Origin of the sequence: Paraburkholderia sp. JHI2823 (assembly GCF_038900695.1) — a bacterium.
Lineage (GTDB): Bacteria > Pseudomonadota > Gammaproteobacteria > Burkholderiales > Burkholderiaceae > Paraburkholderia > Paraburkholderia mimosarum.
Genome location: NZ_JAYMRY010000048.1, coordinates 12,613 through 25,754, shown reverse-complemented (window position 1 = coordinate 25,754; position 13,142 = coordinate 12,613). Strand labels below are relative to the sequence as shown.

At 67.6% G+C, this 13,142-nt stretch carries 11 protein-coding genes; 8 read left to right on the top strand and 3 right to left on the bottom strand.

The genetic code is table 11. The features are described from left to right. Positions 1–56: 56 nt before the first annotated feature. The 3 genes from VSR34_RS32785 to VSR34_RS32775 form a co-directional block, all read right to left on the bottom strand. The gene (locus tag VSR34_RS32785; RefSeq protein WP_342964565.1) at positions 57–1,457 is read right to left on the bottom strand and encodes an aspartate aminotransferase family protein; all 1,401 of its coding nucleotides are present in this window, start codon (positions 1,455–1,457) and stop codon (positions 57–59) included. 159 nt (positions 1,458–1,616) lie between these two features. Further along, the gene (locus tag VSR34_RS32780) at positions 1,617–2,543 is read right to left on the bottom strand and encodes a glyoxylate/hydroxypyruvate reductase A (protein WP_028231510.1); all 927 of its coding nucleotides are present in this window, start codon (positions 2,541–2,543) and stop codon (positions 1,617–1,619) included. 10 nt (positions 2,544–2,553) lie between these two features. Continuing rightward, on the bottom strand, positions 2,554–3,414 hold the full coding sequence (locus VSR34_RS32775; RefSeq protein WP_028231509.1) for a GNAT family N-acetyltransferase: 861 nt from the start codon (positions 3,412–3,414) through the stop codon (positions 2,554–2,556). Between the two features lie 456 nt (positions 3,415–3,870). Between VSR34_RS32775 and VSR34_RS32770 the strand changes: the two genes are divergently transcribed. The 8 genes from VSR34_RS32770 to VSR34_RS32735 all read left to right on the top strand — a co-directional run bounded on the left by VSR34_RS32770 (position 3,871) and on the right by VSR34_RS32735 (position 13,140). Then, on the top strand, positions 3,871–4,539 hold the full coding sequence (locus tag VSR34_RS32770; RefSeq protein ID WP_028231507.1) for a haloacid dehalogenase type II: 669 nt from the start codon (positions 3,871–3,873) through the stop codon (positions 4,537–4,539). A 291-nt stretch (positions 4,540–4,830) separates the two neighbouring features. Then, positions 4,831–6,417, top strand: a complete 1,587-nt coding sequence (locus tag VSR34_RS32765) for an ABC transporter substrate-binding protein (RefSeq protein WP_342964564.1) — start codon at positions 4,831–4,833, stop codon at positions 6,415–6,417. A 49-nt stretch (positions 6,418–6,466) separates the two neighbouring features. Continuing rightward, positions 6,467–7,420 carry an ABC transporter permease gene (locus VSR34_RS32760; protein WP_028231505.1) on the top strand — a complete coding sequence of 318 codons (954 nt, stop codon included), beginning with the start codon at positions 6,467–6,469 and terminating at the stop codon, positions 7,418–7,420. A 30-nt stretch (positions 7,421–7,450) separates the two neighbouring features. Beyond that, on the top strand, positions 7,451–8,407 hold the full coding sequence (locus VSR34_RS32755) for an ABC transporter permease (RefSeq protein ID WP_036045470.1): 957 nt from the start codon (positions 7,451–7,453) through the stop codon (positions 8,405–8,407). Next, positions 8,407–10,281, top strand: coding sequence for an ABC transporter ATP-binding protein (locus VSR34_RS32750; RefSeq protein WP_028213850.1), 1,875 nt, complete (start codon positions 8,407–8,409; stop codon positions 10,279–10,281). Before VSR34_RS32755 ends, VSR34_RS32750 begins: the two co-directional genes overlap by 1 nt. Before the next feature lie 140 nt (positions 10,282–10,421). Continuing rightward, the gene (locus VSR34_RS32745) at positions 10,422–11,756 is read left to right on the top strand and encodes an FAD-binding oxidoreductase (RefSeq protein WP_342964563.1); all 1,335 of its coding nucleotides are present in this window, start codon (positions 10,422–10,424) and stop codon (positions 11,754–11,756) included. 24 nt (positions 11,757–11,780) lie between these two features. Next, on the top strand, positions 11,781–12,287 hold the full coding sequence (locus VSR34_RS32740) for an AraC family transcriptional regulator (protein WP_342964562.1): 507 nt from the start codon (positions 11,781–11,783) through the stop codon (positions 12,285–12,287). Between the two features lie 118 nt (positions 12,288–12,405). Further along, positions 12,406–13,140 (top strand): cupin domain-containing protein, encoded by a 735-nt coding sequence (locus VSR34_RS32735; protein WP_028213796.1) that lies wholly within the window; start codon positions 12,406–12,408, stop codon positions 13,138–13,140. Positions 13,141–13,142: the final 2 nt, after the last annotated feature.

Below are 13,142 nucleotides of genomic sequence, written 5' to 3'. Positions count from 1 at the left end.
CTGGTTACTTTAGAGTCGAACGATGGCCGCCACAAGCCGGGCTTCCCTTACCGGGCTCATGCTGGCTGCGTTTGCGCGACGTCCAGCGCGCGCTGCACGGCCGCATCGGCCAGCACGTCGTCGAGCGTCTTGCGCACGCGTTCGAACAGCAGGTCGAACTCGCCCGCGGTGAAGCTCAGTGCCGGCGCGAAACCGAGCACGCCGTCGCTGAATGCGCGGAACACCACGCCGTTCGCGTACGCTGCTGCGGCAATCTTGTCGGACAAGTCGAGCGCCGGGTCGAAGCGCGTCTTGCGCGCCTTGTCGGCCACCAGTTCGAGCGCGCCGAGAAGGCCGATGGAACGCGCATCGCCGACGAGCGGATGGGCGCGCAGCGCGTCGAGCCCCGCGGCAAAGCGCGGCGCCATCGCCTGGCCGTTCGCGAGCACGCCGCCTTCGTGATAGAGCTTCAGCACCTCGAGGCCGATCGCCGCGCTGACCGGATGAGCGGAATACGTGTAGCCGTGTCCGACCACGGCCGACTCCGACCGGCTGCCCGCAATGCCTTCGTAGATTTCGTCGGACATCAGCACTGCGCCCATCGGCGCGTAGCCGGCGGTCAGCCCCTTCGCGACGGTCATCAGGTCCGGGTCGACCCGTTCGGCCTCGCACGCGAACAGCGGCCCGGTGCGGCCGAAGCCGGTGATCACCTCGTCGGCGACGAACAGGATGCCGAGGCGCCGGCATGCGTCGCGCATCGCACGCAGCCAGCCGGCCGGCGGCACGATCACGCCGCCGGAGCCCTGCACGGGCTCGCAGAAGAACGCCGCGACGTTGTCCGCGCCGAGTTCCGAGACCTTGGCCTCGAGTGCGGCGACCGACGCGGCGATCAGCGCCTGCGGATCGTCGCCGAGCGGGTGGCGGTACGGGTAGGGCGACGGAATATGGTGCTGGTCCGCGCGCGGCAGGTCGAAGTGGCGGTGGAACGCCGGCAGCGCGGTGAGGCCGGCACCGATCGACGATGAACCGTGATACCCGCGTTCGAGCGCGATCATCTGTTTCTTCGACGGGCGGCCGGTCGCGTTGAAGTAGTGCGTGATGAAACGCACGGCGGAGTCGATCGCATCCGAGCCGCCGAGCGTGAAGTACACGCGGTTCAGCGACGGCGGCGCGAGCGACGCGAGCCGGTCGGCCAGCTCGATCGCGGGTTGCGAGCCGAAATGAAAATAGCCGGTCGCGTACGGCAGCTTCGCCATCTGGTCGGCGGCGGCCTTGACGATGCTGTCGCGGCCGTAGCCGACGTTGACGCACCACAGGCCCGAGAATGCGTCGAGCAGCGTATGGCCGTCGGCGTCGCGCAAGAACACGCCTTCCGCGGAATCGAGGACGGTGACGCCGCGCGACTCGTGCGCGCGATAGTTGACGACGGGGTGGATCAGGTGTTGACGATCGGCTTCGATCAGCTCGGCTTGGTTCATGGCGGGGCGGGACTCTGGTCGGTTGTCAGCGGTGAGTTCATGCTACCGGGCGAGAAATCCGCATGCGCCTTCAATTTGCGGCCTGAAACGTATGAACACGGCGTTTGCACGGGACGCTTCCGCATTTTCTGCTGCGCGTTTCGCTGGGCGGGGCGCGAGTCAGTAGCCGCGGGCGCGGTCGACCACGCCGATCATCGGCTGTCCTGCGCGATGGCGCGCGATGTTTGCGAGCACGGCGTCCACCGCGGTGCCGGGCCGCGTTGCGCTGGCAATGTGCGGCGTGATCCGGATGCGCGGATGCGTCCAGAACGGGTGGCCTGCCGGAAGCGGCTCCGGTTCGGTCACGTCGAGGATCGCACTGTCTAGCCGGCCGCTGTCGAGCGCCGCGAGCAGCGCGGCCGCGTCGAGCTGCGGGCCGCGCCCGACCTGCACGAGCGATGCGCCGGCCGGCAGGGCGTCGAACACGCGCGCGCCGAGCAGCCCGCGCGTGCTCCCGGTGAGCGGCAGCAGGCAGATCAGGATGTCGGTGCGGGCGAGGAACGCATCGAGCGCGGCGTCGCCCGCGTAGCAGTCGACGCCGTCGAGCGTGCGCGGGGTGCGGCTCCAGCCGGCGCACGGAAAACCGAAGCGGCGCAGCATGTCGAGCACGGCCTGCCCCAGTGTGCCGATGCCGAGCACGCCGACGCGGCGCGACGCGGCCGCGCGCACCGGCTTCTCGCGCCACACCTGCGCGCGCTGTTGCGCCGCGTAGTCGAACAGGTCGCGGTGGATCGTCAGCACCGCCTGCGTCACGTATTCGACCATGCCTTCGACGATGCCCGGCTCGATCATCCGCACGACGGGGATATGTGCGGGCACGCTCGACAGGTCGAACTGGTCGATGCCGGCGCCCACCGAGAACACGACCTCGAGGTTCGGCAGCAGTGCGACCGGGTCGTCCGGCGGCTGCCATGCGGCGAGATAGCGGACGGCCTTGGGATCGCCGATGTCGGGCCAGATGCGGAATGCGAGGTCGGGCGCCTTTTGCGCGAAGCGCTGAGCCCATTGGGCGCCGCGTACCGGATCGGATTTGTACAGGAAACTCATCCCGTACTGCTCAGCCGAGCGCCTGGTTGACGATCCCGAACGCGCGCAGCGCCGGTTCGCGTGCGGGCACCGCGCCGCGTGCCATTGCGACGACGGTATCGACGCGCGGCAGGCCGAGCCCCTGCAGCCAGTCCGACAGCCCGCTGTCGCCCGGCACGTCGAGACGGAGGAACATGCCCTCGTGCAGCGCGAGCCAGTGGCTGATGAGCGCCTGCGCGCGCAGCGCGTCCGGCGCGATCACCGGGCCGATCACATGTCCGCGGCCGAAACGGCGAAAGAGCGCGAAGCCGAGCAGTTCGCCATCGCGATCGAGCGCGATCCCGTTCGCGAAGTCGAGCAGCGCGTCGATCACCGCGCCGCGCTCGTAGCCGGCCGCGCGCGATGCGAGTTCGGCCAGGCGCGGGCCGTCGTTGATCCCGAGCGGGCGCAGGCGCTCGCCCGGCGGCAGCGAAATCAGCGGCGGCTGGAACGCCGCGCCCTGGTGCTGGTCGATCGTGCCGGTCGCTTTGAAGCCGAACTTCGCGTAGAGCGGTTCTCCCGATGGTGTCGCATGCAGGAATATCGTGCGCGTGCCGAGGCTGTCGAGAACGCGCGAGAACAGTTCGCGGCCGATGCCGCGGCCCTGATGCTCGGGCGACACGATCACCATGCCGAGCGCCGCGTGCGCGTCGCCGAAGGGCCAGCCGAGCGCGGTGCCGACGACGCCGGATTCGTCCTCGGCGACGAAGCCGCTGCCGAGCTGCAACACAAAGCGCCAGTCGTCGAGCCGGTGCGGCCACTTGACCGCTTGCGAGAGTCGATGCGCGGCGGGCAGGTCGGTTTCGGCGAACGGGCGATAGATAAGCGTGCGGGAAGGATTGAGGTCGGCCACGCCGGACTCCAAAGCGGTAGATTTGACGTCCTCACTCTGCCAGCGCCGGTGCGGCCCGGATAGGACGATTCGCCTGTTTCGCCGCGGCAGTGGCCGCGCGTGCGAAATCAACGCAATCCGGCGCGCCCGGTGCCAACGAACGCGTGTTTCGTGCCATCGCGGCGCATCGATCCCGCAGCTTCTGCCGCGCGCATGCCACTACGATGGAAGCACGGTGGCGTCGTCGTTCGTCGCCATGTCGCACCGCTGGATGCCGCGCGCCACGCCCGCGAAGGCCACGGCGGCGCTTCTCCCGGCCGCGCCGCAGATCGTGCTGCTCGCTGCGTGCAATACGCGACGATTATGCGTTTGGAACCGCGCCGAACGATGCGCGAACGACTTTTTGCCCTGATTCAATTTCGTTGAACCCAGCCCGTCCCCGGCCCTGCCGGGGCTTCACACCGACAGGACCTCACCATGATTCAATTTGAACCGAAGTACATCACGTTCGACTGCTACGGCACGCTGATCCACTTCCGAATGGGCGAGATGGCGCGCGAGGTCTACGCGGACAGGCTGTCGCCGGTCGCGCTCGAACAGTTCGTGCGAGCGTTCGCCGCCTATCGGCTCGACGAGGTGCTCGGCGCGTGGAAGCCGTTTCGCGACGTCGTCGTCAATGCGATCCGGCGCACCTGCGCGAGGGTCGGCGTGAAGTTCGACGAAGCCGAAGCCGAGCGCTTCTATCTGGCAGTGCCGACCTGGGGTCCGCATCCGGACGTGCCGGCCGGCCTGTCGCGGCTCGCCAGCAAGTACAAGCTCGTGATCCTGTCGAACGCAATGGACGACCAGATCATGAGCAACGTCGACAAGCTCGGCGCGCCGTTCCATGCGGTGTTCACCGCTCAGCAGGCGCAGTCGTACAAGCCGCGCATGCAAGGCTTCGAGTACATGTTCGACAAGCTCGGCTGCAAGCCCGAGGACGTGCTGCACGTGTCGTCGAGCCTGCGCTACGACCTGATGACGGCCGAGGATCTCGGCATCAAGCACAAGGCGTTCGTCAATCGCGGCCACGAGCCGGGCACGCCTTTCTACAACTATTACGAAGTGTCGGACATCGGCCATCTCGCAACGCAGCTCGGGCTGTAAGCGGCGCCCGCGCTTAATTCTGTACCGAACGGTTAACAGGCGGCGGCCATCATTCTGCGTTCGGCCAACGGCGATACGGGCGCGCACGCAGCAAACAATGCTGCGCGGGTGGCTCAAAACGGTCGATTCGTATCGTGAGGGCGGCCCGAATCGCGACAAACCGCATTTTGGCGGTGCTTAAATGAGTTGCATGCGCACGACGTCGCACCCGCCACCAGCAAGCGGGCGCGGCGGGGTTGAAGAACTACGCTGGACCCCACGATCCACTTACCACAGTCAGGAGCAGTTCGGATGAGCGACGATATCGACAACGGCGGCGGCAACGGTGGCTTCACGCGCCGCGACATGATGCGGGTCATGGCGGCGAGCGGCATGATGGCCGCCGGCGCCGGCGGACTGCTGGTGAACCCCCGGACTGCCTTCGCCGCGCCCGCGCCGCAGCGCGGCGGCAAGATCCGGGTCGCGAACGATACCAGTTCGACGGCCGATACGCTGGACCCGGCCAAGGGCTCGACGGGCGCGGACTACATCCGCTTCTTCATGTTCTATAGCGGCCTCACGCAGCTCGATCAGAGCCTGACGCCGCAGATGAATCTTGCCGAGTCGCTGCACACGACAGACGCGAAGACGTGGGTCATCAAGCTGCGCAAGGGCGTCACGTTCCACGACGGGAAACCCGTCGGACCGGCCGACGTGGTGTTTTCACTGATGCGCCACAAGAACCCGACCACCGCGTCGAAGGTCAAGACGCTCGCCGACCAGTTCGTGGACGCGAAGGCGAGCGGCCCTGACGAAGTCACGCTCACGCTCGCCAGCGCGAACGCGGACCTGCCGGTGATCCTCGCGACGCCGCAGTTCGTGATCGTCAAGGACGGCACGACCGACTTCTCGACCGGCATCGGCTGCGGCCCGTACAAGCTGAAGACGTTCAAGCCGGGCGTGTCGACGGTCGGCGTGCGCAACGACAGCTACTTCAAGCCGGGCATGCCGTATCTCGACGAGATCGAGCTGATCGGCATCAGCGACAGCGCAGCGCGGCTCAACGCGCTGCTTTCGGGCGACGTGCACCTGATCAACGCGATCGATCCGCGCTCGACTCAGCAGGTCGGATCCGCGCCGGGCTATGCGCTGAAGGAAACCAAGTCGGGCCTGTATACCGATCTGATCGTGCGTAGCGAAAACCCGATTACCGCGAACCCCGATTTCGTCGAAGGGATGAAGTACCTGTTCGATCGCGAACAGATCCGCTCGGCGGTGTTCCGCGGCTATGCGGTGATCGGCAATGACCAGCCGATTCCGCCGGGGCATCGCTACTTCAACGCGTCGCTGCCGCAGCGGCCGCACGACCCGGACAAGGCGAAGTTCCTGTTCCAGAAGGCCGGCGCGCTGGGTTCCACGCTGCCGCCGATCTATGCGACGTCCGACGCGAACGGATCGATCGAGATGGCCGTGCTGCTGCAGCAGGCCGGCCAGAAAATCGGCCTGAACCTGCAGGTGAACCGCGTGTCGGCCGACGGCTACTGGTCGAACCACTGGATGAAGCATCCGCTCGGCTTCGGCAACATCAATCCGCGCTCGAGTGCCGACGTGCTGTTCACGCAGTTCTTCAAGTCGGACGCGCCGTGGAACGAGTCGGGCTGGAACAACGCGAACTTCGACCAGTTGCTGCTCGCCGCGCGCTCCGAGACCGACGATGCGAAACGCAAGCAGATGTACGGCGAGATGCAGACGATCGTGGCGCAGCACGGCCGGGTCGGGATCCCCGCGTTCATCAGTTTCCTCGACGGGTACGACAAGCGGCTCGGGGGCCTCGGTTCGATCCCGACCGGTCCGATGATGGGCGGCATGTTCGCCGAGTACGTGTGGTGGAACGCCTGACGCCGTCGCTTGCCGCCGCCGCGCGCGGCTTTTTCGGGAGTCCTGCTTCATGAACCGAATCCTCGTCGCGCTGATCGGCCGGCGCATCGCGGTGACCGTACTGACGCTGCTGATCGTGTCCGCCATCATCTTCACGATCACGAACCTGCTGCCGGGGGACGCCGCGCAGGCCGCGCTGGGCCAGTCGGCGACGCCGGAGACGATCGCCGCGCTGCGCCAGCAGTTCGGCCTCGACCAGCCGGCGCACGTGCGCTACCTGCACTGGCTCGCGGGGCTGCTGCACGGCGATTTCGGCCGTTCGCTGTCCGGCGATATGCCGGTGTCGGAGATGATCGGCACACGCCTGCCGAAGTCGCTCACGCTCGCGGCAATCACGACCGCCGTGTCGGTGCCGATCGCGCTGCTGCTCGGCATCGTCGCCGCAGTCAAGCGCGAATCGGCGGTCGATCGCGTGATCAGCCTCGGCACGCTGTCTCTCGTCGCGACGCCGGAATTCCTGATCGCGACGGTCGCGGTGCTCGTGTTCGCCGTGAAGCTGCGGTGGTTGTCCGCGCTGTCGTACAGCGGCCCGATCGGCAGCGTGCACGATTTCCTGCGAGCCTATGCGATGCCTGTGCTGACGCTGTGCGCGGTCGTGATCGCGCAAATGGCGCGGATGACGCGCGCCGCAGTGATCGAGCAGCTGAGCGCGTCGTATGTCGAAATGGCCGTGCTCAAGGGGGCGAGCCCCGCGCGAGTCGTGCTGCGTCATGCGCTGCCTAACGCGATCGGTCCGATCGCGAATGCGATCGCATTGAGCCTGTCGTATCTGCTCGGCGGCGTGATCGTCGTCGAGACGATCTTCAATTATCCCGGCCTCGCCAGCCTGATGGTCGATGCCGTTGGCAACCGTGACTTTCCGCTGGTTCAGGCCTGCACGCTGATCTTCTGTGTCGCTTACCTGACGCTCGTGCTGTTCGCCGATCTGTGCTCGATCGTGTCGAACCCGCGACTGCGCAGCTGAGTGTTTCGTCCTCCTACCGAGATGCCGACCATGCACCCGAGCGAATCCGTTCAACGCAGCAGCACGCTGCAGCCGCCAAGCGAGCCCCGCCCGCCGCGGGGCGGCTTGCCGCCTGCCGCACCTTCCCCCGACCAGCCGCCCAGGCGCCGCGCGCCGCGCATGAAACTGACGGCCGGCGGCCGCGTCGGGCTGTCGATGGTCGGCCTGATGCTGTTCATCGCGGCGTTCTCGCCGCTGCTCGCGCCGCACGACGTCGGCGAGATCGTCACGTCGGACGTGTTCGCGCCGTTCAGCGCGAAGCTGCCGTTCGGCTCCGACTTCCTCGGCCGCGACATGCTGAGCCGGATCCTGTACGGCACGCGGCTCACCGTGCTGCTCGCGCTCGCGGCGGTGCTGCTCGCCGCGCTGACCGGCACGACGCTCGGGTTGCTCGCGACCGTGTCGGGCCGCGCGGTCGACGAGACGATGAGCCGACTGCTCGACGCGCTCACGTCAATTCCGTCGAAGATGTTCGCGCTGATGTTCGTCGCCGCGTTCGGCTCGTCGCTGCCGCTCCTGGTCCTCACTGCCGCGGTCAGCTACATGCCGGGCTCGTACCGGATCGCGCGCGCGCTGGCGGTCAACATCAGCACGCTCGAATTCGTACAGGTCGCGCGGGCTCGCGGCGAGAGCGCGCTGTACATCGCGTGCGTCGAGATGCTGCCGAACATGATCCACCCGATGCTCGCCGATACCGGGCTACGCTTCACGTTCGTCGTGCTGCTGCTGAGCGGCCTGAGCTTTCTCGGGCTCGGCGTACAGCCGCCGTATGCGGACCTCGGCTCTCTCGTGCGCGAGAACATCGCCAGCCTCGGCGGCGGTTCGGCCGTCGCGATCATGCCAGCGGTCGCGATCGCGATCCTGACGGTGGGGGTCAACCTCCTGATCGACGGCCTGCCGCATCGCGGCCGCCGCAAGGGCGCGGCCGTGGCCGCGGGAGAACACTGATGCGAGATCAATCGACTCCGCTCGTCGAAGTGCGCGGACTGCGCGTGGTCGGCGGCCGTCCGGGCGGCGCGGAAACGACGATCGTCCACGACGTCGACTTCGACATCGGATGCGGCGAGGTGCTAGCGCTGATCGGCGAGTCGGGCTCCGGCAAGACAACGATCGCGCTGTCGCTGATGGGCCATGCGCGTGCCGGCTGCCGGATCGCCGGCGGCTCGGTGAAGCTCGGCGGCATCGACGTCTGCAGGCTGCCGGCGCAGGCGCTGGCCGCGCTGCGCGGCCGCAAGGTTGCGTACATCGCGCAGAGCGCGGCCGCCGCGTTCAACCCGTCGCGCACGATCCTCGACCAGGTGATCGAGAGCGCGTTGATCCACCGGACCCTGACGAAGCGCGATGCGCAGGCGAAGGCGGTCGAGCTGTTTCGCGCGCTCGCGCTGCCCGAGCCGGAGACGATCGGCAAGCGTTATCCGCACCAGGTGTCGGGCGGGCAACTGCAGCGGCTGATGGCCGCGATGGCGCTGATCACCGACCCGGAGCTCGTGATCCTCGACGAACCGACCACCGCGCTCGATGTGACCACGCAGATCGACGTGCTGCAGGCGTTCAAGAACGTGATCCGGCGCTGCGGGATGAGCGCGGTGTACGTGTCGCATGACCTGGCCGTGGTCGCGCAAATGGCCGACCGGATCGTGGTGCTGAGCGACGGCGTGATCCGCGAGACCGGCGCTACGGAACAGATCCTGCATGCGCCGACGCACCCCTACACGCAGAGCCTGATCGCGGCGGTCACGCCGGGCGATGCGCAACGCGACGAGAAACCTGCGCCCGCGGCACCGGGCCCGCTGCTCGATGTGCGCGGCGTGATCGCCGGCTATGGCAGCCGCGCCGCGAACGGCTGGCCCGCGAAGGTGATCCTGCACGAAGTGGACCTGCGCATCGGGCGCGGACAGACGGTCGGCGTGATCGGCGAGTCGGGCTCCGGCAAGACGACGCTCGCGAAGGTGATCGCGGGGCTCGTGCCGGCGACTGGCGGGCGGATCCTGCTCGACGGCGAACCGCTCGCGCTCGACATCGGCAAGCGCACGAAGGAGCAGCACCGCCGCGTGCAGATCGTGTTCCAGAATGCCGATACCGCGCTCAATCCGGTGCATACGGTCGAGCGCACACTGGCGCGGCCGCTCGCGTTCTATCACGGGATCAGGGGCGCGCGTGCGCGGCAGCGCGTCGCTCAGCTGCTCGAACTCGTGCGCCTGCCACAGGCGGTCGCCGCGCGGCGCACCGGCGAGCTGTCGGGCGGGCAGAAGCAGCGCGTGAACCTCGCGCGCGCGCTCGCGGCCGAGCCCGACCTGATCCTGTGCGACGAGGTCACATCGGCGCTCGACACCGTGGTCGGAGCCGCGATCATGGATCTGCTGCGCGAGCTGCAGGCGAAGCTCGGCGTGTCGTACGTGTTCATCACGCATGACATTGCGAAGGTGCGCGCGATCAGCGACGACATCGTCGTGCTGTACGCCGGCCGCCGCGTCGAAACCGGCAGCCGCGACGCGCTGTGCGCGCCGCCTTACCACCCGTATTCGCACCTGCTCGTGTCGTCCGCGCCCGAGCTGCGCGCGGGCTGGCTCGATGATGCCGGCGAGCGTTGCCACCGGCCGCTGGTGCCTATCGGCGCGAGCGCCGATGACACCGAGCTGTGTTCGTTCTTGCCGCGCTGCGCGATGCGGGTGGACGGCGTCTGCAACCGGACGGCACCGGCGCTGCGCACGCTCGAGAACGGTGCGAAGGTGCTGTGCCATCGAAGCGAGGAAGATCTCACGCGCTTCCAGGCCGAGCCGCTTCAGGTTGGCATCGCGCCGGTGCAGCCGGTGCATCCGTAGTGGGCAATACGCCGCTTTTCATCGCGCGTGCCGCGGCAGCCGGCGTTCCGCATAGTCTGCTGCGGCGATCGCGCAAAACGGCGATTTCTGCGCGCTGCGCGCGCGAATGCGCGGCAACTGCGTTTTTTGATGGTGATTAAATGGTTTGCAATGGACGGTCGCCGATGGTCGTCGCACGAACGCTCGAAAAGGATTCGATGAAACTGGAATCGTACTGGCTGGATACCCGCCCGGCGTTTCGCGCCGGCAGCGAAGGACCCGTCGAAGGGCGTGCGGACGTGGTCGTGATCGGCGGCGGCTTCACCGGATTGTCGGCGGCGCTCGCGCTCGCGCAGCGCGGCGCATCGGTGGTCCTGCTCGAGGCCGCGCAGATCGCGGGCGAAGCGTCGGGCCGCAACGGCGGCCAGTGCAACACCGGCGTCGCGCAGGACTACGCGTCGCTGGTCGCCCGAATCGGCGCCGCGCCGGCGAAGCAGTTCTATCGCGCGTACGAGAGCGCAGTGAAGAGCGTCGAGACGATCGTCGCAGAGCATGCGATCGACTGCGACTTCCGGCGTGCGGGCAAGCTGAAGCTCGCCGCGAAGCCGCAGCATTTCGCAGGACTCGCGAAGACGTTCGACCTGTTGCGACGGGACGTCGATTCGGATATCGAACTGATCGAGCCGTCGCGGATCCGCGATGAAGTCGATTCCGACGGCTTCTACGGCGGGCTGTTGCAGAGCAACGGCGCGCAGATGCACATGGGCAAATTCGGCGTTGGCCTGGCGCAGGCAGCCGTGCGCTCGGGCGCACGAATCTTCGAGCACGCAGCCGTCACGCAGCTCGAACGGCTCGACGGCGAGCGCCATACGGTCGCCTGCACGCGCGGCACGATCGTCGCCGACCGCGTGCTGGTCGCGACCGGCGCATCGCAGCACGGACCGTTCGCGTGGTTCCGGCGACGCATCGCGCCGGTCGGCAGTTTCATCGTCGTCACCGAGCCGCTGCCCGATGCGCAGCTGAACCGGCTGTTCCCGAACCGCCGCGCGTACGTGACCTCCCGCCAGATCGGCAACTACTTCCGGGTGACGCACGACAACCGGCTGCTGTTTGGCGGCCGCGCGCGCTTCGCGATGTCGAGCCCGCGCTCCGACGCGAGAAGCGGCGAGATCCTGCGTGCCGGGATGGCCGGCTATTTTCCGGAACTGGCCAACGTGCGGCTCGATTACTGCTGGGGTGGGCTGGTCGACATCACCGCCGACCGCCTTCCGCGCGCGGGCCAGCACGACGGGCTCTACTACTCGATGGGCTACAGCGGCCACGGCGTGCAGATGTCCGTGCACATGGGCCGCGTGATGGCGGATGTGCTGTATGGCGCGGCCGCGTCGAATCCGTGGCGCGAGCTGGACTGGCCCGCGATGCCCGGCCATTTCGGCCACGCGTGGTTCCTGCCGTTCGTCGGCGCGTACTACCGGATGCAGGATTTCCTGCACTGAAACGAGCGCCGGGGAGGATTCGATATGACAGTGCAATTCGTTGGCTCGCCTGGTCTCGCGCGGCCCGTATCGCCGGCGATCGGCGATGTGCTGCGCACGATCGACGCATCGTTCGCGCAGCCGCTGAACCTCGACACACTCGCTTCGGTAGCCGGCTTGAGCGTGTCGCGTTTCACTGCGCGCTTTCGCGGCGAAACCGGGTTGTCGCCGCACAGGTATCTGTGCCTCGTGCGGGTACGGCGTGCGCAGGACCTGTTGTGCGCCGGTCTCGCGCCGTCGGTCGTCGCGACCGACGTCGGCTTCTTCGATCAGAGCCATTTGTGCCGACATTTCCGGCGGGTGCTCGGGATCACGCCGCGCGACTACGTGGTAGCGCGGGAAGGGCGCGCGACGGCGTGCATGTCGCCGACGGCAATGTCGCTCACGCGCACGTCGCAAACGCGCATGTCGCAAACGCGCACGTCGCAAACGCGCACGTCGCAAACGCGCACGTGCGCAGAAGGCCGCGAAGAGACGTGTCACGCGGCGTAACATCAATCACGGATGTTATGTAGACCTGAAGGTTTCCGGCAGGAGAGCCGGCGAACGACGATTTCCGATATCGCGCGGCGGTTTCAGTCAAACCGCCACGCACTGCACAGGAGCAAAAATGACGGCAGCTTTCGTGTTGCACCGTGCCGACGGCGCACCTTCTTCAACCGCCTTCCGCAAGCACGCGTTCGGCGAGGGCGATCCGTTCGCGCAACACCGGGAGATTGCATGGGAAGGGCCCGACGCGATGGCCGCGGGGCGTATCGGCTTCGTCGGCGAGCTCGACGTGCCGAGCTTTCCGCACATTGAAACGATCATCGTCGTAGAAGGTGAGCTGACGCTCGAAGCGGCCGGCGCCGCGCCGCTGGTGCTCGGCCCGCGGCAAGGCGCCGTCATCGGCGGCGGCACCGCGCTTCGCATCGCAGCGCAATCGCGGGTGCTGCTGATGTTCTGCGCGGCCGCGTGCGCGACACCGACGAAGCGCGGCCTCTTTGCGCTACATGCCGACGCTGACTTCAAACCATCCGCGACGCTGCCGGCGGAGGTGCTGCTTGGTCCGGCGCCGCAATGCCGCAGCGACAACGTGTTCGTCGACGACGGCGCCGCGTACTGCGCGGGCACGTGGGATTCGACGCCCTATCACCGGATCGTCCGCCCGCATCGCGTGAACGAGTTCATGCTCCTGCTGGACGGCGCCGTACGGTTCGCTGCGCCCGATGGCAGCGTACTGTCGCTCGGTGCCGGTGACGCGCTGTTCGTGCCGCGGGGTGCATCGATCGGTTGGGAAAGCAGCGAACGCGTGGCGAAGTTCTACGTCGTGCAGAACGTCAATGCATCCACCGAGCGAGACTGAAC

Excerpts from the sequence above, each read along its gene's own strand:
- VSR34_RS32785 (WP_342964565.1), bottom strand. The coding sequence starts at position 1,457 with ATGAACCAAGCCGAGCTGATCGAAGCCGATCGTCAACACCTGATCCAC.
- VSR34_RS32780 (WP_028231510.1), bottom strand. The coding sequence starts at position 2,543 with ATGAGTTTCCTGTACAAATCCGATCCGGTACGCGGCGCCCAATGGGCT.
- VSR34_RS32770 (WP_028231507.1), top strand. The coding sequence starts at position 3,871 with ATGATTCAATTTGAACCGAAGTACATCACGTTCGACTGCTACGGCACG.
- VSR34_RS32765 (WP_342964564.1), top strand. The coding sequence starts at position 4,831 with ATGAGCGACGATATCGACAACGGCGGCGGCAACGGTGGCTTCACGCGC.
- VSR34_RS32760 (WP_028231505.1), top strand. The coding sequence starts at position 6,467 with ATGAACCGAATCCTCGTCGCGCTGATCGGCCGGCGCATCGCGGTGACC.
- VSR34_RS32755 (WP_036045470.1), top strand. The coding sequence starts at position 7,451 with ATGCACCCGAGCGAATCCGTTCAACGCAGCAGCACGCTGCAGCCGCCA.
- VSR34_RS32750 (WP_028213850.1), top strand. The coding sequence starts at position 8,407 with ATGCGAGATCAATCGACTCCGCTCGTCGAAGTGCGCGGACTGCGCGTG.
- VSR34_RS32745 (WP_342964563.1), top strand. The coding sequence starts at position 10,422 with ATGGTTTGCAATGGACGGTCGCCGATGGTCGTCGCACGAACGCTCGAA.
- VSR34_RS32740 (WP_342964562.1), top strand. The coding sequence starts at position 11,781 with ATGACAGTGCAATTCGTTGGCTCGCCTGGTCTCGCGCGGCCCGTATCG.
- VSR34_RS32735 (WP_028213796.1), top strand. The coding sequence starts at position 12,406 with ATGACGGCAGCTTTCGTGTTGCACCGTGCCGACGGCGCACCTTCTTCA.